Genomic DNA, 22,430 nt, shown 5'->3' with positions numbered 1-22,430 from the left:
AAAACACCACTTATCGGCGTTTCCGCTCGAATTTGATGCCAGACATGATCGCCGCAAACGCGTCTTTCTCGTCACGATTGATTCGCGCCCCATTGTCAGCAATGTCGAAAACGGCCCTATCCTCGTTCTGGCTTCGACTCGTGCGGTTGCGCTCTTCGGCGGCTTGCGCCAGCCGATATGTCAGCGCCTCATCGGCCAGATCAGACAACTCTTCTGCCGCTTCGGCAATCTCGGCATCCAACCCCCGGAGCGCTTTGATCTTTGCGAGTTCCTCGGCCAGTGTCATCTCGGCCTTTTCAACGTCGCCTGGCTTGGACACACAGGGGATGACTGCCACATGGCGAAGGGTCAGCAGGTTTTCAAGGGCGTCAGGCCCCATTGATGCGATAATGTGGTCTTTCAGGTTGTCCGGGTCATCAATTGCGTGACGCAGGACAGCATCGCGCAATGCCGCATAGTCAGGATTGTGACATTCCATTTCTTCCAACTGTTGCTCAAATTGGACAACAACCTTGGGATTCAGAATTGAGATCGCCAGAATAGCGGCTTCGCGCAGCTGGATATCCGCGTTTTCCGATGAGGCCAGAAACGAACTGCGCGCGCCCGGCGTCGCGGTCTGCTGCGGCTGCCATTTTCCCCGCGGTTGCCACGGACGGTTTTGAGGTTGTCGTCGCGGGCGGAACAGTTGCCAGCGCAGGTCTTTGATTTCCTGACCGTAATGCAAGCGGATCGAGGGATCTTGGATCAGCTTGATCTTGTCCCGCAGTGCCTTGTCCAGTGCTGCCTTGCGTTCCGGGCTGTCGAATACCTTTCCTTCGGTTTCGCGCTGCCACAACAGTTTGACCATCGGTATGGCCCCTTCCAGAACGGCCTGAACCGCGCCCGGGCCTTCTGTGCGCAACAGATCGTCCGGGTCCTTGCCTTCGGGCATCAAGGCAAAACGCAAGGATTTTCCGGCCTCCAGCAGCGGCAGTGCCAGATCAACCGCCCGCATGGCCGCCCGCAGACCCGCGGCATCCCCGTCTAGTGCAATGATCGGTTCATCCGCGATCCGCCAGAGCAGGTGCAACTGATGTTCAGTAATGGCCGTTCCCAAAGGTGCAACCGACGCGCTAAACCCCGCCTCGGCCAGCGCGATCACGTCCATATACCCTTCGGCAACGATCAGCGGCTGCCCTTTGCCCGCCGCCTGCCGCGCCGGACCTTGATTGTAAAGGCTGCGCCCCTTGTCGAACAACTCGGTCTCGGGCGAGTTAAGGTATTTCGCGTTGTCATTCGGATCCATCGCACGGCCACCGAATGCAATGCAGCGCCCACGCGGATCCCGGATCGGGAACATGATCCGGTTGCGGAAGGTGTCATAGGGTTTTTTGCCTTTGTTTGAAGGCTTGGCCAGCCCGGCGCCAAGGATCAGTTCCTCTGGGATGCTCTTGCCGCGCAGGTGATCCCAAAGCGCCTGCCAACTGTCCGGCGCAAACCCGATCTCCCACCGATCCAGCGCGCTTTGATCCAAACCCCGGCGCGACAGGTAATCCCGTGCCTCTGCCCCCGCCGCTGTTTTCAGCTGCAAGCGGAAAAACTGCACCGCCTGTTCCATCACATCGGCAAGCTGACTGCGGCGATCCTGCTTTTCCTGTGCTTTCGGATCCCGCGCAGGCATCGGCATGCCAGCCTCTCGGGCGAGGATTTCAACCGCTTCGATGAACGAAACATTTTCCGTTTCTTTCACAAAGCTGATCGCGTCGCCCTTGGCGTGACAGCCGAAGCAGTAATAAAACCCCTTCTGATCATCGACATGGAATGAGGCCGTCTTTTCGTGATGAAACGGGCAAGGCGCCCACATGTCACCTTTGCCTTGATTGGATTTGCGCTGATCCCACATCACCTTGCGCCCGACGACCTGAGACAGGCTCAGGCGGGTGCGCAGTTCATCCAGAAATCCGGGGGGCAGTGACATATGTCAAACCTGACAGAAACAGGAACGCGCGCCAAGGGGATGGCGCGCGTTTGTCCACAGGGAAATGTCCGGGCTGTGGATTATTGCTGCAAACACAACTCAAGCCAAGCAGCGCCCAGATCCTTTTTGCGCACATCGCGCATCTTTTGTTCATAGACCCACGGCGTGATCAACGGAATCGCGGCATTGTAGTTCTCGGGCCATGTCGGGCCACTATCCGCCACGGCTTGCGCCACATCGCGTTCTTTCACGCGGTCCAGCCGCGCCTTTTGGATCGCGGCCACCACATCCGCCTGATATTTGCAGCTTTGTTCCTTAGTTTCCTGAGCGGCCAAAGGAGTGGCCAGTAGAGCCGCGACAATGGCTATACGCAACATGGAGGTCTCCGGGATTCGTTTCTCTGAGTGTCTACTATCCGTCAAACTAACGGGCCGCCATCGACATTCAAGCCGCAGCGCGAACCGGCGGGGCGAAATGATCACCCCGCCCGCCTGCTTTACAGCCCCTTGGCGCGATAGCTTTTGGCCACGCGGTCGATCGCCACGATATAGGCCGCAGTACGCAGGTCTTCGACATCGTCGCGGCTGTGCCACACTTCACGCATGGACTGGTAGGCGATCCGCATCGTGTCATCGAGGCCCGAGCGCACCAGTTCAAGCTCATCGGCACCCTTGAGGTATTTTGCTTTAAAGTCCGGAGACATCGACCACGCGTCACCCAGATACCTGTCCAGCCGCTCCAGTTCGCTGACGATCAGTTCATGTCGCGCCTCTTCCTGGCGGCGCTGCATCCGGCCGAAACGAATGTGGCTTAGATTCTTGACCCATTCAAAATAAGACACCGTCACACCACCCGCGTTGGCATACATATCCGGGATGATAACGGTGCCTTTCTTGCGAAGAATCTCATCCGCGCCAGCGGTGACCGGGCCATTCGCTGCCTCGATGATCAAAGGTGCCTTGATCCGCTCGGCGTTGGAAAGGTTGATGACACCCTCAAGGGCAGCCGGGATCAGAATGTCGCACTCAGCCTCCAGAACGCTTGCACCTTCCGCTGAATGAGTCGCGTCCGGATAATCCTTGACGCCGCCATGCTTGACGATCCACTGGCGGACGGCTTCGACGTCGATACCATCCGGGTTATAGAGCGCTCCGTCCCATTCAATGATACCTACAACGCGTGAACCGTCTTCCTCGCTCAGAAACTTCGCGGCGTGATACCCCACGTTGCCGAGCCCCTGCACCACAACACGCTTGCCGTCCAGCTTGCCCGACAGGCCGGCCGTCTTGACGTCTTCGGGGTGACGGAAAAATTCACGCAGAGCGTATTGAATGCCGCGTCCGGTCGCTTCGACCCGCCCGGCGATGCCACCTGCGTTCAATGGCTTGCCGGTCACACAGGCCCGTGCATTGATGTCGGTGGTGTTCATCCGCGCGTATTGGTCCGCCATCCAGGCCATCTCGCGTTCGCCCGTTCCCATGTCGGGCGCCGGAACGTTCTGCGACGGGTTGATCAGATCCCGCTTGGCAAGTTCATAGGCAAAGCGGCGCGTGATCTGTTCCAGTTCGTGTTCTTCGTATTTCCGCGGATCAATGCAAAGACCGCCTTTTGATCCGCCAAAAGGCGTTTCGACAAGAGCACATTTGTACGTCATCAACGCAGCCAGCGCTTCGACCTCATCCTGATTCACCGCAGTGGCATAGCGAATGCCGCCTTTGACCGGCTCCATATGTTCGGAATGGACAGACCTGTACCCGGTGAAGGTGTGGATCTCACCGCGCAGACGCACACCGAACCGAACTGTGTAGGTCGCGTTGCAAACCCGGATTTTCTGCTCCAGCCCCGGCGGCAGTTCCATCAGGGCGGCCGCCCTGTTGAACATCAGGTCAACACTCTGGCGAAAGCTTGGTTCTTGGATGCCGGTCATAAAATCCTCCGTACCGCTGGATGACGAAACGTCATGACGTTTTGTCGCACCACTCAAGTCTGGCTGCAATCAAACAATGCACTTTTTTTCATCACCTACCTAACACAGACTTGAGTTTCTGATGGTGAGTCGCCCAATCCGGTCAATCGCTTAACGGATTGTATTCATTTCATCGACAGACCGTGGGAAAACGTGAAAATTATACCCCCTGAGCGCCCAAAAAGGCCAAAACCAAGCCTTTTTCGCCCAATTCACGCCACGTTTGAAAATTAACTTTGTCCTAAATCTCTTTTTCTTTGACGCACGAATTCGACGTGTGAAGCGGAGTAACCAGAATGCTGAATTCCTTGCTTTGTAACGACGGCTCGAAACCGAAGCGCAAAACGTTCAAATTAGAGCAGTTCGCTCGCAACGAAGATGGCGCCTTCACTATTTTCGTATTGTTTATGGTGGTCCTGATGCTGGCGATTACCGGCATGGCCATGGATGTCATGAAATATGAACGCGACCGTGCCAGCCTGCAATCCACACTGGATCGCGCTGTGCTTGCCGCCGCGGACCTCGACCAGGACCTTCCCGCCAAGGCGGTCGTCGATTCTTACATGGACAAGGCCGGGCTGGGCAATTTGAACGCCATTACGACGGTTGTTGAAGGTTTCGGCTCCAAAAAAGTAAGTGCTACAGCCGAAGCCGTTGTTCCAACCCGCTATCTGAGGTTCGGCAAAGTCACCGAACTGGGTCTCGTTGCGACCAGTGCAGCTGAAGAATCCATTGGCGCCGTTGAAATCTCATTGATTCTCGACATCTCCGGCTCAATGTCGCGCTCGTCTGCCACACCATCGAAGACAAAAATCGCAGTTTTGAGAGAAGCTGCGTCAGAATTTGTCAGGCTCATGCTGGACAAACCGAACGAAACGCAGATTTCAATCTCGATTGTTCCTTACGCAACGCAGGTCAACGCAGGAGCATCGATTCTGGACAAGTTCACGAATGTCACCCAAGAACACAGCTATTCGCACTGCGTAAACTTCATTCCAGAACAGTACAGCGATTCTGATCTGGAACGGGATGACACCCTCGAACGCACCGCGCACTTCGATCCTTTCACCTATTCTGAAGGGACTATCGACCTGCCCGTTTGTCCGGTCCGCGCTGGAAGTGCAATCACCCCTGTCACCGACAATATGAACAAACTGCTTGCCCAGATTGCGTCCCTCACCCCCGGTGGGAACACATCGATCGACATCGGGATGAAGTGGGGTACTGCCCTGCTGGACCCGAGCATGCGCGGAATTGTTCGCGACCTGTCGCTGGAACAGGATCCGTCCCATGCAGGTACAACAATTGTGCCATCAAAATTCTCGGTCCGTCCCTCGGACTATGGCACCGACGTTCTGAAGATCGCCATTGTTATGACCGATGGTCAGAACACCGATCAATACATGCTTAACCCATCGCTGCGCGAAGGTATGTCAGACGTCTGGTACAACCCGGAAGCTGATGAATACACCGTGTACCATTCTCAGGGTCGTCCGAATTTTTTCTGGCCTCAGCAAGATGTTTGGGCGGATCATCCCTACGGAAACCCGGAACCTGAGACGCAGCTGAACGAAGAACCTGGAACAGCCGTTAGGTTGTCATATCCTGAACTGTTTAACCGAGTATCTTTGGCATGGAACGCACGGTACAACTATTACTGGCAGTCCAGCGGTTGGGCGGAATGGTATTCAAAGGCCTACGCGAAAGTTGAAACGTCGGCCAAGAACCAGCGCACCAAGCATATTTGTGATGCGGCCAAAGACCAGGGTATCATTGTTTACGGCATCGCTTTCGAAGCGCCCAGAAGCGGGTACAGGACCCTCAAAGACTGTGCCAGCTCTGACAGCCACGTCTATGACGTAAGTGGCCTGAACCTTGAGAAAGCCTTTGAATCCATCGCATCGTCGATCCGCAAACTGAGGCTAACCCAATGATCAGCGGAAAGCTGTCGCAACTCCGCCTGTTTCGGCAATCCGAGGCAGGGAATGCGACAATCGAGTTCATCATGCTCGTACCCTTCTTCCTGGCGCTTCTCGTGGCAGGAGCCGAACTGTCCATCATCACAATGAAGCATGCTGCTTTGGAGCGTGGGGTGGACCTGATCGTAAGGGATATTCGGCTGGGTACGGGTACGGACTGGAATCACGACGTGATCAGGGATCGGATTTGCGAAGTGTCCGGAATCAAGGATTGTACAGGGAATTTGCGACTACAAATGGTCAAGCAGGACGCGTTCGCTGGTATTGTGCTTTCAGACAGCATCCCCTGCACGGACAGTTCCGAAGATCCCAAGCCGGTTTTGGATTTCAAAAGCGGCCAATCCAATGAGTTGATGATCCTGCGAGCCTGCCTGCGCATAGATCCGGTTCTTGAGACCTCAGCCATTGCCAAGCTTGTCCCGGACGCTACCGGCCACTATGCGGTGACCGCAACAACGGCATTCGTACAGGAGCCAGAGTAAGATCATGTCTGTACTCCAATATCTGAAAAATCGCGTCAAAGTCTTCAAGAAAGACGAAAGCGGCATACTGACCGTTGAAGCCCTCATGATTTTTCCATTGATGTTATGGACGATCACGTTCACGTTCACTGCATTCGAGGGGTTTCGTCAAAGCGCCTCCAATCTAAAGGCAGCTTATACGATCAGCGATCTGATTTCGCGTGAAACGCGGGCCGTGACCGATGTGTATATCGACTCGCTGCACGATTTGGCAGGCAAGATGGTCAACAACCGGTCAGATGTGAAGATGCGTATTTCTCTGATTATTTACGATGAGGACGATGATCGCCACTACGTTCGCTGGTCGACCGTACGCGGCTTTGATCAGGAATGGGATGACAACAGGATCGATGAAATCGAAGACCGCCTGCCGCCAATGCCCAATCAGGACACCGTTATTCTGGTTGAAACGTCCAATGAATACATCCCCACGTTCAGACCGGGCTGGGATTTTGCGACAGGTATCACCTTTGAGAACTTCATCTTTACCCGTCCCCGCTTTACAAACGAAGTTGCTTGTAACTTAACTCAGACCCCGTTCGTCTGCACAAATAGCGGATAGAATTTCGGACATGAACTTGGCCTCGGCGGCAGATGTCATGCCGCCCACGCCAACCCGGCGACCGATCCGCCACCACAAGCCGGGGGCCCATTGGTTCGTATCTTTGAGCTTGGTGCGAACCAGAAAACCGTTTGACGGCTTGAACGCAAACACACCGCGATCCACCGATTCAATATCAGCCACCTTCGCGATCAATCGGCCTGACCCGGTACGCAACTCCGACTGTGTCAGTTCAATATGGTCCTGGGTCGCGTGCCATACACGATAGGCCAGCCAAAGCGACGCGCCCCCTACAGCAAAAAGAAATACTTGCCACGCCGGTTCGGGCGGCGATGCCAAAGCGACGTATGTGACCAGCATCCCAACCGTCGACAGCATCCCTACTCCGATCCACCGTCTGGGGGATGATGCCTGAATCGTTGCCAGCACTTCGTCCTGCATGGATGTCTCCTGTCCGTTCCGCTTCGACTTAGCGATTTTCCGGGGGAAACAACAGGGCTTTGGTTGCGCAGCAAATTTGCACAGCTCCGGTTAATTGACGCTGATTGACCGCATTCACGCAGGGGTTACATGCTGATCAAACGAACCGGAGGCGAATATGTCCCTTAGACCCACACTTGAAACACGCAGGGCCACCCCGACGATGGAAGGGGCTGGCGTGAAACTTCACCGCGCATTCGGGTTTCAGGACCCGTCCGAACTTGATCCATTCCTGCTGTTCGACGATTTCAGGAACGAACGCCCGCAGGACTATCAGGCCGGTTTTCCCTGGCATCCGCATCGCGGAATCGAGACGATCACCTATGTTCTGGCCGGATCGGTCGAGCACTCGGATTCGCTGGGCAACACCGGCACTTTGGGCGCGGGCGACGTGCAGTGGATGACGGCGGGGTCCGGAATCCTGCATCAGGAAATGCCGCAGGGAAACACCTCGGGGCAGATGCACGGGTTTCAGCTTTGGGGCAACCTGCCTTCGGATCAGAAGATGACTGCCCCGCGCTATCAGGATGTTCAAAGCAAGGATATCCCCGAAGTCACTGATGACGACGGCACCACCGTTCGGGTGATTGTCGGAGAGTTCTGGGGCAAAACCGGCCCCGTGGACGGCATCGCGGCAGATCCACAATATCTGGACATCTCGGTTCCCGCGGGTGTGAAGAAGACCTTCCGCATCGACACGTATCGCCGAGCCTTTGCCTATGTCTTTCAAGGTCAGGCAGCCTTTGCAGATGCGTCACGCCCGTCCGGTGTGCTGTTGGAAAAAGAGGTCGCCGGGCAAGAGGTGAATATCCGGGATATGTCGGGCGACCGCACGCTTGTCCGTTTCGGGACGGGGGACGAAATCACCGTTCAGGCTGGCCCCGAAGGCGTGCGGTTTCTGTTGATCTCGGGGGCTCCGATCAATGAGCCCGTCGCATGGCACGGGCCTATTGTGATGAACACGCGGGCCGAACTGGAACAAGCCTTTCGGGAGTTGCGTAACGGGACCTTCATTCGCCCTGCGCACTGACACAGTGACGGTCTGGCCCTGTCAGGCCGTCACCGCCTTATGCACCATGTTCCAATAAATCTGTTCGACCTCGTCCAGTGACAGTCGCCCTCCGGACCTGTACCAGGTCATCACACCGTTCAACATGGCAATCACCGCCAGCGTGGCGATCTTGGTGTCCGGTATCGCAAACTGACCAGCCTTCTGGCCAGAGTGAAGGATGTCTTCCAACGCGTTTTCATACTGACGCCGAAGATCTTCGATTTCGGCGAAGTTTTCGGGTGAGAGGTTGCGCAGTTCCATATAGGCGATGAACACCTCGTCCGGGCGTTGCAGGTGGAAACGTATGTGAAAACCGACAAATCGGCGCAACGCTTGCTGGCAGTCATCGCAGCGCTCCAGCGCGTTGAGCGCCGAAAGCAGATCCTGCATATGCTCTCGCATCAACCGATACAGCAAACTCTGCTTGTCCGGCGTGTAATTGTATAGCGCCCCCGCCTGAACGCCGACCTCTTTCGCGATCTGCCGCATCGAAACCGCCGCATAACCGTGGCGGGCAAACAGGTTCAGGGCCGCCTTTCGAATGCGCGGGCCTGTGATATCAGAGTGGGAGCCTTGAGTACGTGCCATCCGCCCACAGTATCTGAACAAATGTTCATATAGAACCCCGCTTGATCGGCGCCGGCAAAAGGTGCATCACGAAAGGACGAACGAAACCGAAAAGCGTGCCACATGAAACTGCTGCCTGTTCTGCCTATTATTCTTGTGTTTGCCGGGTGTTCAGACTTTCCCGAACTTGAAGGCAGTGAACCGGCCTCGGTCAAATCGGCCCCCTACCCGCGTCTTATTCCGGTGCAGGAAACGTTGGGGCCTTCGATTGATCCCGTCAGCCAGGCCGCAGAGGTGGAAGAAGACCTGACGCAGCGCAGCGAGGCGCTGGCGAAAAAGGCTCAGGCGTTGCAAAACGCGCAAACCAACTGAAGCGTGACATTTGACCTCGACAATCCCCCGGTGACGGATTGCACCCTTGGCCTGAACCCGATAAGGCAGCGCTGATCGGGCAGGCGTCCGAATTCAGACAAGTTTCGAGCGGAAAGGAACCCACGACATGACACAGGCACTGCGGCTGGGAATTGCGGGCTTGGGAACTGTCGGCGTGGGTGTCGTCAAAATTGTTCGCCGCCATGCAGATTTGCTGAAGGCGCGCACGGGCCGGTCGATTGAAATCGTGGCCGTATCGGCGCGGGATCCGAACAAGGACCGCGGTGTGAACCTGTCGGATTATGCCTGGGAAACCGACCCGGTTGCGCTGGCGAAACGTGACGATATCGATGTCTATGTCGAACTGATGGGCGGTGAAAACGGTCCGGCCAAGGCCTCGGTCGAAGCCGCGCTGGCCAGCGGCAAAGACGTCGTGACCGCCAACAAGGCATTGCTGGCCATTCACGGGCAGGAACTGGCCGAACAGGCCGAAGCTGCTGGCCGCGTCATCCGGTTTGAGGCCGCAGTCGCGGGCGGTATCCCCGTCATCAAATCCCTGACCGAAGGGCTGGCCGGAAACGAGATCACACGCGTGATGGGCGTGATGAACGGTACCTGCAACTACATTCTGACCCGGATGCAATCGCAGCGTCAGGGCTATAACGCCCTTTTCGATGAATGTGCAGAACTTGGGTATCTTGAGGCCGACCCCAATCTGGATGTCGGTGGCATCGACGCCGCGCACAAACTGGCTTTGCTGGCCTCGATCGCTTTTGGCACCAAGCCGAATTTTGACGGGATTGAGATCGAAGGCATTCAGCAAATCAGCCTCGACGATATCGACCAGGCCGAGGATATGGGCTTTCGCATCAAACTGCTGGGCGTGGCACAGCGCACCGCGCGCGGGCTGGAACAACGCATGCAGCCTTGCCTTGTGCCCAGCGACTCGCCCTTGGGGCAATTGGAAGGCGGCACCAACATGGTGGTGATCGAAGGCGACGCGGTTGAACAGGTTGTTCTGCGCGGCCCCGGTGCGGGTGAAGGCCCGACGGCCAGCGCCGTGATGGGCGACGTGTGCGATCTGGCACGCGGGCTGCAAATCCCGACCTTTGGCCGACCGGCCAAATCGCTTGAGGCTGCGGCGCCCGCCGTCACGGGCCTGCCAGCGCCTTATTATCTGCGGCTGGGTCTGCTGGATAAACCGGGCGCACTGGCCAAGGTTGCAGCCATTCTGGGCGATGCCGGCGTTTCCATAGACAGGATGCGCCAGTACGCCCATGCCGAAAGCACGGCGCCTGTGCTGATCGTTACCCACAAAACCACCCGCGCCGCGCTGGACGTTGCGCTGGACGGGTTCCTGGAAACGGATGTGGTTGCCGGTGCCCCCGTCGCGTTGCGGATTGAAGAGGTTTGAACTTGCGACCTGTACGAAACGCAAGCTATGCCGATAGAAACGGCTTAAATGACCAGAGGATACATGACAATGAGTGCTGCCAAAACCGATTTCAACGACCGCCTGCTGTCTCTGGGGCTGGCAAGGGTGGCGGAACAGGCTGCGCTGGCCTCGGCTTCGCTGGTGGGGCGTGGTGACGAGAAAGCCGCCGATCAGGCCGCCGTAAATGCGATGCGCGAACAGCTGAACCTGCTGGACATAGCTGGCGTCGTGGTGATCGGCGAAGGCGAACGCGACGAAGCTCCGATGCTTTATATTGGCGAAGAAGTCGGCACCGGAAACGGCCCCGGCGTGGACATCGCGCTGGATCCGCTGGAAGGCACAACACTGACCGCAAAGGATATGCCCAACGCGCTGACCGTGATTGCCATGGGCCCGCGCGGCTCGATGCTGCATGCGCCCGACGTCTACATGGACAAGCTGGCTGTTGGCCCGGGCCTGCCCGAGGGTGTCGTCAATCTGGACATGTCTCCTCGTGAACGGGTGGAAGCCTTGGCAAAGGCCAAGAACTGCAAGCCAGCGGACATCACCGTCTGCATTCTTGAACGCCCGCGTCACGAGGCGATGATCGCCGAAGTGCGCGAAACCGGAGCATCGATCCGCCTGATCACCGATGGTGACGTGGCAGGTGTCATGCATTGCGCAGAAAGCGAAGTGACCGGCATCGACATGTATATGGGCCAGGGTGGCGCCCCCGAAGGCGTGCTTGCCGCTGCCGCGCTGAAATGCATGGGCGGTCAGATCTTTGGTCGCCTGTTGTTCCGCAACGATGACGAGCGGGGCCGTGCTGCCAAGGCGGGCATCACCGATCTGGACCGGGTCTATTCGCGCGATGAAATGGTGACCGCGGATGTGATCTTTGCCGCAACGGGTGTAACCGGCGGCTCTCTGTTGCCGCGCATCAAGCGCGAGCCGGGTTGGGTGGAAACCACGACGTTGCTGATGCGTTCAAAGACCGGGTCCGTACGCCGCATGTCGTATCGCACCCCCACGTGGCCGCACGATAACGCCTAACGGCTTGCGCCGTTGCCTCCGGCGGGAGTATTTGGGAAAAGATGAAAAGGCCGGGTCCGAAAGGATCCGGCCTTGGTTCACAAGGGGCAGGCAATGGGTTTTCTTGGCGTAGAACAATCACTGACCGGGCGGCGCTGGGTTGGCCCGGAAGCCGAGCTGGAACGGGCTGCCGAGATGATGACACAACAGACCGACCTGCCGCGTGCGGTATGTCAGGTTCTGGCCCGTCGAGGCGTGCCGGTCATGGAGGCGCGCGGCTTTCTGGAGCCCAAGCTCAAAGAGCTGCTGCCAGATCCCCGCGATATGAAGGACATGGAAACGGCGGCGGCGCGTTTTCTGGACGCCGTACGCCATCGCCAGAAAATCGCGGTGTTCGCGGATTACGATGTTGACGGCGGCTGTTCTGCCGCGCTGTTGCTGGTTTGGCTTCGGCAGATGGGGTTGCAGGCGACGCTTTATGTGCCGGATCGGATTGATGAGGGATATGGTCCGAATGTTCCGGCAATGCGGGAACTGGCAAGCAGCCACGACCTGATCATTTGCGTCGATTGCGGCACGCTCAGCCATGAACCGATTGCCGCAGCCACGGGGGCGGACGTGATTGTTCTGGATCACCACCTCGGCGGCGAAACCCTGCCGGATTGCGTTGCAGTCGTGAATCCCAACCGGCAGGATGAAAGCGGTGATCTGGGCTATTTCTGCGCGGCGGGTGTCGTGTTTCTGATGCTGGTCGAAGCAGGCCGCCAGCTGCGCGCGGCAGGCGCAAAGGGGCCTGACCTGATATCGATGCTGGATCTGGTGGCCCTGGCAACCGTAGCTGACGTGGCGCCTTTGATCGGTGCCAATCGCGCCCTGGTTCGACAAGGCCTGAAAGTGATGGCGCAAAGGCAACGCCCCGGACTTGTCGCGTTGTCCGATGTCTCGCGCATGGACACGGCGCCCAACAGCTATCACCTGGGTTTTCTGCTTGGCCCCCGCGTGAACGCAGGTGGTCGCATCGGGCAGGCCGATCTGGGCGCCCGCCTGCTGAGCACGGATTCCCTGCACGAGGCACAAGCCCTGTCCGAACGTCTGGACGCGCTGAACACGGAACGCCGGGATATTGAAAACGCCGTGCGCGCCGCCGCGATGGAGCAGGCCGAGGGTCGCGGGCTCGACGCGCCCCTGGTCTGGGCCGCCGGTGAAGGCTGGCATCCGGGTGTGGTGGGCATCGTGGCGTCTCGTTTGAAGGAAACCGCCAACCGTCCGGCCATCGTGATCGGCTTTGACGGTGATGAGGGTAAAGGCTCGGGGCGTTCGGTCTCGGGCGTAGATCTGGGGGCGTCGATCCAGCGGCTCGCGGCCGAAGGGTTGCTGGTCAAGGGTGGCGGTCACAAGATGGCCGCTGGGCTTACCGTCATGCGCGACAAACTGGAACCCGCCATGGAACGCCTCAGCGAGCTGCTGGCAAAACAAGGCGCAGGTCAGGGCGGCCCTGCCGATATGAAGCTGGAAGGCGCCCTCATGCCGGGTGCCGCGACAGTGGACCTTGTCCAACAGATCGAACAGGCCGGACCGTTTGGCGCCGGAGCCCCTGCCCCGCGATACGCACTTCCGGATCTTCAGGTGCGTTTTGCCAAACGTGTCGGGGAAACGCACCTGAAGTTGTCATTATCCGATGGCATGGGTGGTGGGATGGATGCGATTGCCTTTGGTGCATTTGACGGTCCGATGGGCGAGAGACTGTCAAATCATGGTGGCGCACGCTTTCATTTTGCAGGCCGGCTTGAGGTGAACACCTGGGGCGGGCGGCAATCCGTACAGCTCAGGCTCGAGGACGCGGCAGAGGCAAATTGACGTCTCGCTCGGACGGCATAAAAAACTTTCTCATCCCTGCATTTTTCGGCTTGCGGGGGTCACGGTGAAACCGTAAAAGGCCCTCCACAAGCCAGCGTGGCCCGTTCGTCTATCGGTTAGGACGCCAGGTTTTCAACCTGGAAAGAGGGGTTCGATTCCCCTACGGGCTACCACTTGCGCTTGCGTCACTACCAAGTGGCCCGTTCGTCTATCGGTTAGGACGCCAGGTTTTCAACCTGGAAAGAGGGGTTCGATTCCCCTACGGGCTACCATTTCATCGCATCTTCAGCCTTTGTTTTCTGATCTGACGATTGGTCTTTGCTGGCGCGTGATTTGTGTCACGCCGCATGAGGTTCCCCTGCTTTCGCAACCTGTTCGTCGATGCCCCAGCGGTCAAAGGGCTTGGCCGTCGCCCCTTTCGGTGCCGCGTCTGTCACAAGCGTGTGCACCAGACGCGGATCCGGCCCGACATAGGGGGCCTTGTCGCCAAATTTGAAATGCGCGGAGGCCATGACAAGAAGATCCGCCCGACCGGCCACGACTGTGGCAAGATCTGCCTCTGCCGGGCTGTGATACAGAAACCCCGTGTTGTCCGAGGTGGCATCCGTGCTGGGGATCGCAAGGTCAAACGCATGTCGTTGCAACTGCCTCTGGGTGACGAGGCCGAAGGTGCCCCGCTCATCGCTTTGCAGTTCTCCGCCCAGCAGATGCACACGTTTTCCGTTGATCCCTGCCAATGTCTGCACAACGCCGATGGAATTGCTGACAACCGTCAGACGGTTGGCCCGGCGCAATTCCTCGGCGACAAAGGCCGTGGTCGAGCCGACATTCAGGAAACCGTCATCTGATCCCGCACCATTTTGCCCGTACGCACCGCGATCAGACGCTTTTCGCCGGCATGTTGCGAAATGCAGCGAAAGAAACCGGGATCCCCTTGCGCCCCGGCAAGGTAGGCCCCGCCATGAACCCGTTCGATCGTGCCCGCCTTGGACAAGGACTTGATCGTGCGTCGCACCGTTTCTGCGGACACACCCACCACATTCACCAAATCAGAGTTGCGCGCCGTCCCGCCCAGACGCCGCAATGCGTCAAGCAATTCCAGTTCACGATGGGTGTTTAGGGTTTTATTTCACTGCCGGCTCCGAATACTTGGTTTCGCATCATAAGGGCATGGATCGCTGCATACGACAAGCCGGTGCAACCTCTGCAACGCGCGGTATTTCCGGCCTTCGGGCATCACCGGAATAATTCGCCGTGACCTGTCTCAACCTCCGAACTTTTCTCGGCACAGGTTCTCGATCTTTTGCCAGGTGGATTTGTATTCGGGTGTGTTTTCTGCCGCGTAGTGAAAGTTTTTCATCAGCCCGGTCAGTTGCGTAAACACCTGCCTTACCTCGGCTTTGTCCGAGAAGACCGCTTTGGATTGCGTCACATCGTACACAAGCTTGAACGTCTTTATCTGCCGTTCAAGCGGCACTGTCGCATCGACTGTGTCAAATGCGTCCTGCTGCAAGTAGACCATATCGACGAACAAGGCTTTCTGTTGGGTTACAAAGTCGTCAATTGTGACGCCCTCTTCCCCAGTGACCTGCATCATCTGATCGACCTGTTCGCCTTTTTCGATCAGGGCCAACAGGGTGCGCACTTTGGCTGTCCACCCCGGTTCGGCGTTCCTGTCATACCAGTCGGACAATTGGTCAGTATACCGAGACCAGCTGAGCATCGGATCGACCGCTGGATAAAATCGCTTGTAGGCGCGTTCGGATGACAACCCGAGGAAACACTTGACCGTCGACAAGGTCGACTGGGTTACCGGCTCGTCAAAATTGCCTCCAGCAGGCGAAACCGTTCCGATCAGCGTCAGGCTGCCAAGATCGCCGTCATTCGTTTTCAGCGCCCCGGCACGTTCATACAAACCCTTGATCGAGCTTTCCAGATAGGCCGGGAACCCCTCTTCGCCCGGGATCTCTTCGAGCTTGCCCGAGGTCTCGCGCATGGCTTGCGCCCACCGGCTGGTGCTGTCGGCGATCAACAAGACATCATAGCCCATCTGGCGGTAGTATTCCCCCAACGTGATCCCGGTGAAGATCGACGCCTCGCGCGCGGCAACCGGCATGGATGACGTGTTGCAGATGATGATCGTCCGATCCATCAGGCTGCCACCGGTGGTTGGATCGGTCATCTTCGGAAATTCCTCGATGGTCTCGACCACCTCACCTGCACGTTCGCCGCAGGCCACGACGATCACGATATCAACTTTCGCGTTCCGTGCGATCAGGTTTTGCAGCACGGTCTTGCCCGCACCGAACGGCCCGGGAATACAGGCGGTGCCGCCGCGTGCAATCGGAAAGAACGTGTCGATCAGCCGTTGCGACGTCAGAACCGGTTCCGTGGGATACAACCGCTCGGACAGTGCGCGCTTCAGTATGTTTTCCGGCAATGGTCGCCGAACCGGCCATTTCTGCAAAAGCGTCAGCGTATGCTCGCCACCGTCTTCGTCTTCCAGGCGGGCCACGATGTCATGGATCGTGGCCGCGCCTTTTTGCACCCAGACCACCTTGTACGCGCCGGTCCAGTTGAACGGCAGCATGATCTTGTGGCTGAAATGGCCTTCGGGCACCGTTCCGATACTGTCCCCGGCAGTGACCGTGTCGCCCACCTTAACGAACGGCGTAAAGGACCATTTCGCGTTTTCATCCAAGGGCGCGACATCTGCGCCGCGCGGCAGGAAGGTACCAAATGCTGCCGCCACCTTGGGCAAAGGCGACTGCAACCCGTCAAACACCTGCCCCAGCAGCCCCGGACCCAGCTCTACCGACAAGAGCTGACCTGATTGCTCCACCGGGTCGTCGACCGCCACCCCATCAGTGCTTTCATAGACCTGAACATCCGCCATATCCCCACGTACGCGCAGCACTTCGCCCTTGAGCCTTTCCTGACGCCCACCGGGACCGGAACGCGAAGGCAATATGTAAACCACTTCGTTTTTGACCAGTTGACCGGGGTGGCCGGTCGCGTCCGGATTGGCCTGTATCCGCACAAGCCCTTCCTGAACCAGGACGACGCGTGCGGTCGATGAATGTTTGGCTGAGATTGGGGCTGTCATGCGCCTGCTCCCTCAAAATCGACATCAGCAAAGTCGGCCATGGCCTGTTGTGCCAGTTTCTCAAATCTCTTGGCGGCTTCCGCAGCGCTGCTTTGCGCCCAGCGGTCGAAGATGTTCCAGATCAGAACGTAGATGGCGACCGCCTCGAAATCGAACATGTGACGAGCCGCGTGCCGCTTGAGCTGCTTGTGGCTTATCGACAAAAGCAGACGTTCCAGACCCAGCGGATCTTCGTTTTCCAGCAATTGGGTTGCCTCTTTGATCCAGGGCATGAGCCGTTCCAGCCGAAAGCTGGGATCACCCCAATTGGCGGGGATGTGGCGGCTCCATCGTCCGACTCCGAATGCGCCTGAAGGTGCTGGTTCTCCGCGTTTCCGCAATCGCAGCGCCGCGACCACAGAGCGTAGTTCCATGCGTTCCATGAGGAGTTTACGCAAGGTGGGCTGAGGGATGTCCACCATCGCTTGTTTGCAGCGCTGGATCGCCTGTGCGTCGGTGACATCCATGTCGTAGGCGTTCCAGCTCAACGCGTGCTCGAGGATCTTCAGAACTTTGCTGTCCTCCGGTGTCAAAGCCGTCAATCGACGGTCCAGCCTGATACGTGACAAGGGCGGCTGCCTGGCAACGAACAACCGTTCCGAACCCGGAAGGCTGCACATCAACGCGATATAGGCGTCCTGCTTTGACATCTCAGCGGATGACCCCTTCCAGAACGGCGCGGAACCGGGGCTGCAAATGCTCCATCAACAGCGACGCCACCGCCTTATCCGTCAGGTCCAGAACAACACCCTGATCTTCTGCGCGAACGCGGATACCTTCCTGCACGTCATCGGCTGCGTGCAACTCGATATTCTCGCGCAGCATCTTCGCAGTCAGCCCAAGAACATATTTTGTCAGCTTGCCGGATTGAATGTCATCGGCGTTTTGCTTGATGTCTTCCTGCGTGGCGACCCGGGCAGGAAGAACGACGGAAACCCTGCCATTCAAATTTGCACCTTCCCCGGCCCGGCCTACCACCTCGAGGATCATCTGCCTCAGAAGCTCGGGATCGGACATCTCTTTGGTCACGAGGCGTTCGACGTCTGCCCTGAAGCGATCCGTCAGACCCGCCTTCATGGTCAGCACGGCATCCCGCATCGCCGTGTTCAATGCTTCTTCGCCGGCGGCCCTGTAATTATCTGTCTCCGTGCGGGCTTTCTTTTTCAACTCATCGGCTTCGCGCTTTGCCTCTGCCACGATGCGCGCGGCTTCGGCCTTGGCGTCTGCGCGCAATTTCTCGGCTTCGGCCTGACCAGCGGCAACCCCATCGTTGCGCAATTTGTCGATCAGCGCGTCAACCCCATGCGCAATCGTTCTGTCTTGTGCCATCAGCTGATCCCCGCACTGATGACCAACGCAAACACGAACGCAAAAACACCAAACCCTTCGATGATCGCGGCAGGGGCCAGAGCAAGGCCAAAAATCTCGGGCTTTTCCTTGGTCGCATTGATCGCAGCTGCACAGGCCCGACCCTGCCAGATGCCGCAATACATCAGCGCGATACCCGACAGGATGCCAATACCGAACAGACCGCCCGCGTTTTCAGGTGTCACGTCGCGGTTCAGGGTGAACATGATGACGATCCCATAGATGACCATCGTTGAGGGAAACGCGGATACACCCACGAAACGGCCATAGCCGCCCTCGGTTTCCGTCATGGCCCCGATACTGGCCATACCGGCGATCGAACACCCTATGGCGCTGGCCGCAGCCCCCAACGCCATTGGCGCATAGATACCCAGCCAACCCAGTGTAAGAACAAGCTCATTCATTCCTGAACCTCCTTGCGGGCAAATGGACGAAAGATGACACCTTCATCCGGCAGACCCCATTTAAAGAATTCGATGTAATTGAGACGCAAGCCGTGCACGACGCCGCTCATCATCGCGAGCGCGAAGTTTAATACATGACCTATGATCAATATCAGCAACCCAAACAGAATGCCCGGCCCCCTAAGGGCCTGCATGACCGACACCGCCAGATCATTGAACGTGATCGCCAGCGAGGCCGAAGCAAGGCCCAACGCGAAAAGACGCATATAGCTGAGAACATCCCCAAACGCGCCCATCGCCCCGGCAAGGCTTTGAACCCCTTCGAGCAAACGCCAGATCCAGTCCATCGGCCGCTGGATGACCCGCTCGCTGGAAAACAGGACAATCGCCACGATGCCGGCGGTCAGGATGGCTGCGCCCGGCACCGGAGACTTGCCGTTCATGTAGCCCAGCCAAAGGACAAACCCGCCGATCAGGGCCGCAATCCAGGCCAGATTGGCAACCGCCTTGCGTTGCCCCCACGCCACACGGGCCGCAAGGGCGTTGGCCAGGACAAGGTGGATAACGCCAACGACGATCGAGACCATCATCATCGCGCCGAAATCGTTCAAATCCAGCACCTTGAGCCTTGCCCAAATCGAGTCCGCAGCCGGTGATACCCCAAAATAGCTGCCCACCATGACCCCGTAAAATATCGTAACAGCCGAGATGATCAGGCCGAACAGACGCCAAGATCTTTGACCAGCGGTGCGGTCCATCCGTCTCCAAAAGGCCAGCACCGCCAGCAGGATGACAGCACCGTACCCGGCATCCGCCACGATCATGGCAAAGAAGATCGCGAAGGACGTCGAGACGATGACGCTGGGGTCCCAGTCCTGATATCCGGGCACTTGATAGAACAGCGCCAGATCGACAGCGGCCCTGCGGTTTTCAGGCTGCTCCAGCAAGGTCGGAGGCGCGTCGCCCGGCCCCGGATCTTCAATCAGGACGGCCGAGCCCTTGGCGTTTGCCATGGCAAGAACAGCATCCACCTGATCCACGGGAACCCACCCCTGCAAAGCAAATAGTGCCTCTTCGTCGCGTACTTTCTGCGTTGCATGGGCAAGCTCAGCGGCACTTTCGGCGACGGACAGGTTCCGGCGCATCAATGTCAGATAGCGCGTCAGCGCCACGCGTTCGGCTTCCAACGCCTCGAGGGCGATCTCGGCCTCTTCCAACCGGGCCTCAAGCTCGTGTACCGGCAGCGAACCGACATGGGTTCGCGGAACAGGAAGAACACCATCATCGGGTTCGTCAGGTGAAATCAGAACGGCGTAAAGGTACCGGTGATCTTCCTCCAATATTGCCCAAGGAAGCTTGACCTCGGACATGGCATCCCGGTGCTTCAGCGGCAGCTGATAGAACCACAGCCTGTTGCCAGCCAGCGCATCGGTCGGCGGAAAATCCAAATCACCCCAGGGTCGCACCTGGGCGATGCGATGCGCCAGAAAGTCACGCCGGTCCATCGTATCCCGAACGCGCTGCATGAGGTCGGTCACCTCGCGCACGAAACGATCCATGTCGAAATCAGGCGCACGCTGGACCTGGCGGCGCGGGTCAGGCACTTCTGCAAGGAAACGCAATGCCTTATACGCCTCTCTTGCACCGCGCTCACTGATCTTTTCCGGCTCTTTCGGTGCGGGAACAAGCGGCAAAACATGCATGCAGCCAAGGGCCTGAAGCGCCTCAAGCGTTTCCGCCTTTCGGGCAGCAGGCCCGATCAGAGACATCTTTTTCAGACGCGCAACGCTCATATCAAAGCCTCCTGCGCGTGTTTGCGTTTCGATATCTTCGACCGCACAACGGCCTGCATCTGTTCGTCGCTCAGGTAGATGCGGATCTTCTTGATGTTGGCTTTGGCGCGCGGGATCAGAACCTTTTCGAACAGGTTGACCCGCTGGGTAATGGTGGCCACCGCCTTGTCGAAGATGCGAACGCGTTCTTCGGCAATCTTCACCCGCACCCGCGCTTCGATGACGTCGTGCAGCAAAAGCGCAGCGGCATCGACCCAATGGGGCTTGGCCAAAACGGAATACGGGCGTACCACCAACTCGATCCGATCAAGGTCAGGCAGTTTGACCCCTACCACATTGACCTCTTTGACCTTGTAGTCCTTGAGTTTGACCAGCCCATCCAGAGCGACACCCTGCTGGGCCAGCATCGGCAGCTTTTCGCCAACCTGCTGCACCAACGCCTGCACATTTTGCTCAAGGCGGTCGACCTCTTCCCGGGCCCGGACCCGTTCAGCCATCAACTGTTGTCTCTTCAGGTCCAGCGACGGCAAGAACCGCTCATAGCTTTTCAGCTGCGTCTGCTCGCGCGCAAGCGACGATTTATTCAGCTGCAACCGCGCCATTGGCATCCTTCGGGAAATACTTGTCGATCAATGCTTGCTTCATCAGCAACTGTTCCGGCGCAAAACACTCTGCCAGCGTCTTCCAGCCCACATCCAGCGCCTCTTCCAGCGGGATCGAAACATTGATGTCCATGAACCGAGACCGGAACAGGCCGCCGAATTTCAGCAATTGGTGATCATAGTCTGACAGGTCGAAGGCCATCGCCTGTTTTTGCGCGGCATCGCGGCTTTCAGAATAGAAACGGATCATCGTGTTCATGATCTGCCCATGATCTTCACGGGTGGTCTTGCCGATCACGTTCTGCTTGAGGCGCGACAGGCTGCCGAACGGATCGATCACGCCGGAATGCAGATAGAACTGCCCTTCGGTGATATAGCCGGTGTTGTCAGGCACCGGGTGGGTTACGTCGTTGCCGGGCATGGTCGTGACGGTCAGAACCGTGACCGACCCGCCTTTGGCATAGTCACAGGCTTTTTCGTATCGGCGCGCAAGCTGCGAATACAGGTCCCCCATATAGCCGCGCTGAGATGGCACCCTCTCCTGACTGATGCCGACCTCTTTCATCGCGTCAGCATAGGCGGTCATGTCCGTCAGCAGGACCAGCACGCGTTTGCCCTCTTCCACAGCGAACTTCTCGGCCACTGCCAATGCCATGTCCGGCACCAGCAGACGTTCGACCAAAGGATCCATCGCCTGATTGACGAACATGACGGTGCGCGAAAACACACCTGCATCTTCGAACGAGGTACGAAACGTGTGGTAGTCTTCAAAAATCAGCCCCAGCCCGCCAAAGATCACGATATCTGCATCGGCCTGAATACCGATTCGGCTGAGGAACGCGTTGAATGGCTCGCCTGAAACCGAGAAGATCGGAATTTTCTGGCTCTCGACCAATGTGTTGAACACGTCGATCATCGGCACATCCGTGCGGATCATTCTGTTTGGAACCGCGCGTTCCGCCGGGTTGACGGTTGGTCCGCCAATATCGATGTGCGGTTCCGCAGACAGGTCGGGGCCTCCATCAATGGCCACACCGGCGCCATCAAAAACGCGGCCCAGAATGTTGGCCGAATAAGGTGTCTGCATCGGGTGACCGAGAAAGGTTGCCGTTGCTTCGGTCGATATGCCCTTGGTGCCGGAAAACACCTGCAACGTGACGACATCCCGGTCGATGAAGATCGTCTGGGCCAATGTTTTTCGGCCATCCACCGTCTCGATCACAGCGAGGTCGTTGAACCGGACAGCCGGCCTCCCCTTGTTCTGGATCGGAACCCGGACCTTGATTGTGTCCCCGACGATTTCCAGAACACGCGTGTACTTCAACAGACTTCGGGACATTGCTTATCCTCACTGTTCCAA

Annotated in this window: 22 protein-coding genes and 2 tRNA genes; 10 read left to right on the top strand and 14 right to left on the bottom strand. The window is 57.9% G+C overall.

The window, feature by feature from the left end; all coding sequences use genetic code 11:
- Positions 1 to 10: 10 nt before the first annotated feature.
- The 3 genes from dnaG to ACR3E6_RS11160 form a co-directional block, all read right to left on the bottom strand.
- Positions 11 to 1,957 carry a DNA primase gene (gene dnaG / locus ACR3E6_RS11170; RefSeq protein WP_480487154.1) on the bottom strand — a complete coding sequence of 649 codons (1,947 nt, stop codon included), beginning with the start codon at positions 1,955 to 1,957 and terminating at the stop codon, positions 11 to 13.
- 80 nt (positions 1,958 to 2,037) lie between these two features.
- A complete protein-coding gene (locus ACR3E6_RS11165) occupies positions 2,038 to 2,334 on the bottom strand; it encodes a hypothetical protein (protein WP_152457544.1) in 297 nt (98 codons plus the stop codon).
- Between the two features lie 119 nt (positions 2,335 to 2,453).
- Positions 2,454 to 3,884 carry a Glu/Leu/Phe/Val family dehydrogenase gene (locus tag ACR3E6_RS11160; RefSeq protein WP_209833491.1) on the bottom strand — a complete coding sequence of 477 codons (1,431 nt, stop codon included), beginning with the start codon at positions 3,882 to 3,884 and terminating at the stop codon, positions 2,454 to 2,456.
- Positions 3,885 to 4,219: 335 nt separating this feature from the next.
- On the opposite strand from ACR3E6_RS11160, the gene ACR3E6_RS11155 reads away from it, so the two are divergent.
- The 3 genes from ACR3E6_RS11155 to ACR3E6_RS11145 are packed head-to-tail and all read left to right on the top strand — an operon-like array spanning position 4,220 to position 6,985.
- On the top strand, positions 4,220 to 5,857 hold the full coding sequence (locus ACR3E6_RS11155) for a TadE/TadG family type IV pilus assembly protein (RefSeq protein ID WP_209833493.1): 1,638 nt from the start codon (positions 4,220 to 4,222) through the stop codon (positions 5,855 to 5,857).
- Complete coding sequence (locus tag ACR3E6_RS11150) at positions 5,854 to 6,384, top strand: TadE/TadG family type IV pilus assembly protein (protein WP_480487152.1); 531 nt, start codon at positions 5,854 to 5,856, stop codon at positions 6,382 to 6,384. The genes ACR3E6_RS11155 and ACR3E6_RS11150 overlap by 4 nt, the downstream gene beginning before the upstream one ends.
- Positions 6,385 to 6,388: 4 nt before the next feature.
- Complete coding sequence (locus ACR3E6_RS11145) at positions 6,389 to 6,985, top strand: TadE/TadG family type IV pilus assembly protein (protein WP_171633443.1); 597 nt, start codon at positions 6,389 to 6,391, stop codon at positions 6,983 to 6,985.
- On the opposite strand, the gene ACR3E6_RS11140 is transcribed toward ACR3E6_RS11145, so the two are convergent.
- A complete protein-coding gene (locus ACR3E6_RS11140) occupies positions 6,947 to 7,426 on the bottom strand; it encodes a hypothetical protein (protein ID WP_171723532.1) in 480 nt (159 codons plus the stop codon). The two genes, ACR3E6_RS11145 and ACR3E6_RS11140, sit on opposite strands and share 39 nt — an antisense overlap.
- Positions 7,427 to 7,583: 157 nt before the next feature.
- Here ACR3E6_RS11140 and ACR3E6_RS11135 point away from each other — a divergent pair, with 157 nt between their 5' ends.
- Entirely contained in the window at positions 7,584 to 8,495 is a 912-nt protein-coding gene (locus ACR3E6_RS11135) for a pirin family protein (protein WP_209833495.1), read from the top strand.
- A gap of 21 nt (positions 8,496 to 8,516) precedes the next feature.
- Here the strand turns inward: ACR3E6_RS11135 and ACR3E6_RS11130 are convergent, their stop codons facing one another.
- Positions 8,517 to 9,104, bottom strand: a complete 588-nt coding sequence (locus ACR3E6_RS11130; protein ID WP_171633449.1) for a TetR/AcrR family transcriptional regulator — start codon at positions 9,102 to 9,104, stop codon at positions 8,517 to 8,519.
- 102 nt (positions 9,105 to 9,206) lie between these two features.
- On the opposite strand from ACR3E6_RS11130, the gene ACR3E6_RS11125 reads away from it, so the two are divergent.
- From ACR3E6_RS11125 to ACR3E6_RS11100, 6 genes are all read left to right on the top strand, one after another.
- Positions 9,207 to 9,455 carry a hypothetical protein gene (locus ACR3E6_RS11125; RefSeq protein WP_171170524.1) on the top strand — a complete coding sequence of 83 codons (249 nt, stop codon included), beginning with the start codon at positions 9,207 to 9,209 and terminating at the stop codon, positions 9,453 to 9,455.
- 127 nt (positions 9,456 to 9,582) lie between these two features.
- On the top strand, positions 9,583 to 10,869 hold the full coding sequence (locus ACR3E6_RS11120) for a homoserine dehydrogenase (RefSeq protein ID WP_171633452.1): 1,287 nt from the start codon (positions 9,583 to 9,585) through the stop codon (positions 10,867 to 10,869).
- 69 nt (positions 10,870 to 10,938) lie between these two features.
- Positions 10,939 to 11,922, top strand: a complete 984-nt coding sequence (gene glpX / locus ACR3E6_RS11115) for a class II fructose-bisphosphatase (protein WP_171633455.1) — start codon at positions 10,939 to 10,941, stop codon at positions 11,920 to 11,922.
- A gap of 93 nt (positions 11,923 to 12,015) precedes the next feature.
- Complete coding sequence (gene recJ / locus ACR3E6_RS11110; protein WP_480487150.1) at positions 12,016 to 13,758, top strand: single-stranded-DNA-specific exonuclease RecJ; 1,743 nt, start codon at positions 12,016 to 12,018, stop codon at positions 13,756 to 13,758.
- Positions 13,759 to 13,856: 98 nt separating this feature from the next.
- A tRNA-Glu gene (locus tag ACR3E6_RS11105) sits at positions 13,857 to 13,931 on the top strand.
- 24 nt (positions 13,932 to 13,955) lie between these two features.
- Positions 13,956 to 14,030: transfer RNA gene (locus ACR3E6_RS11100), tRNA-Glu, on the top strand.
- 66 nt (positions 14,031 to 14,096) lie between these two features.
- Here the strand turns inward: ACR3E6_RS11100 and ACR3E6_RS11095 are convergent.
- The 9 genes from ACR3E6_RS11095 to ACR3E6_RS11055 all read right to left on the bottom strand — a co-directional run bounded on the left by ACR3E6_RS11095 (position 14,097) and on the right by ACR3E6_RS11055 (position 22,409).
- Positions 14,097 to 14,552, bottom strand: coding sequence for a DeoR/GlpR family DNA-binding transcription regulator (locus ACR3E6_RS11095; RefSeq protein WP_480487148.1), 456 nt, complete (start codon positions 14,550 to 14,552; stop codon positions 14,097 to 14,099).
- A gap of 35 nt (positions 14,553 to 14,587) precedes the next feature.
- Entirely contained in the window at positions 14,588 to 14,854 is a 267-nt protein-coding gene (locus tag ACR3E6_RS11090; protein ID WP_210092153.1) for a DeoR family transcriptional regulator, read from the bottom strand.
- A gap of 168 nt (positions 14,855 to 15,022) precedes the next feature.
- Positions 15,023 to 16,864 (bottom strand): V-type ATP synthase subunit A, encoded by a 1,842-nt coding sequence (locus ACR3E6_RS11085; protein ID WP_480487146.1) that lies wholly within the window; start codon positions 16,862 to 16,864, stop codon positions 15,023 to 15,025.
- Entirely contained in the window at positions 16,861 to 17,553 is a 693-nt protein-coding gene (locus ACR3E6_RS11080; RefSeq protein ID WP_209833501.1) for a hypothetical protein, read from the bottom strand. Before ACR3E6_RS11080 ends, ACR3E6_RS11085 begins: the two co-directional genes overlap by 4 nt.
- A gap of 1 nt (position 17,554) precedes the next feature.
- Positions 17,555 to 18,232 (bottom strand): hypothetical protein, encoded by a 678-nt coding sequence (locus tag ACR3E6_RS11075; RefSeq protein ID WP_171633464.1) that lies wholly within the window; start codon positions 18,230 to 18,232, stop codon positions 17,555 to 17,557.
- Complete coding sequence (locus ACR3E6_RS11070; RefSeq protein ID WP_152457528.1) at positions 18,232 to 18,675, bottom strand: ATP synthase subunit C; 444 nt, start codon at positions 18,673 to 18,675, stop codon at positions 18,232 to 18,234. The genes ACR3E6_RS11075 and ACR3E6_RS11070 overlap by 1 nt, the downstream gene beginning before the upstream one ends.
- Positions 18,672 to 20,468 carry a V-type ATP synthase subunit I gene (locus ACR3E6_RS11065; protein WP_480487143.1) on the bottom strand — a complete coding sequence of 599 codons (1,797 nt, stop codon included), beginning with the start codon at positions 20,466 to 20,468 and terminating at the stop codon, positions 18,672 to 18,674. Before ACR3E6_RS11065 ends, ACR3E6_RS11070 begins: the two co-directional genes overlap by 4 nt.
- A complete protein-coding gene (locus tag ACR3E6_RS11060) occupies positions 20,465 to 21,070 on the bottom strand; it encodes a V-type ATP synthase subunit D (protein ID WP_210092149.1) in 606 nt (201 codons plus the stop codon). Before ACR3E6_RS11060 ends, ACR3E6_RS11065 begins: the two co-directional genes overlap by 4 nt.
- Positions 21,048 to 22,409: a V-type ATP synthase subunit B gene (locus ACR3E6_RS11055; protein WP_480487141.1), complete on the bottom strand. Its 1,362-nt coding sequence runs from the start codon at positions 22,407 to 22,409 to the stop codon at positions 21,048 to 21,050. The genes ACR3E6_RS11060 and ACR3E6_RS11055 overlap by 23 nt, the downstream gene beginning before the upstream one ends.
- Between the last annotated feature and the right edge of the window lie 21 nt (positions 22,410 to 22,430).

The sequence above is a fragment of the Ruegeria sp. AL3 genome (assembly GCF_056536065.1).
This window is presented reverse-complemented; position numbering and strand designations above follow the sequence as displayed.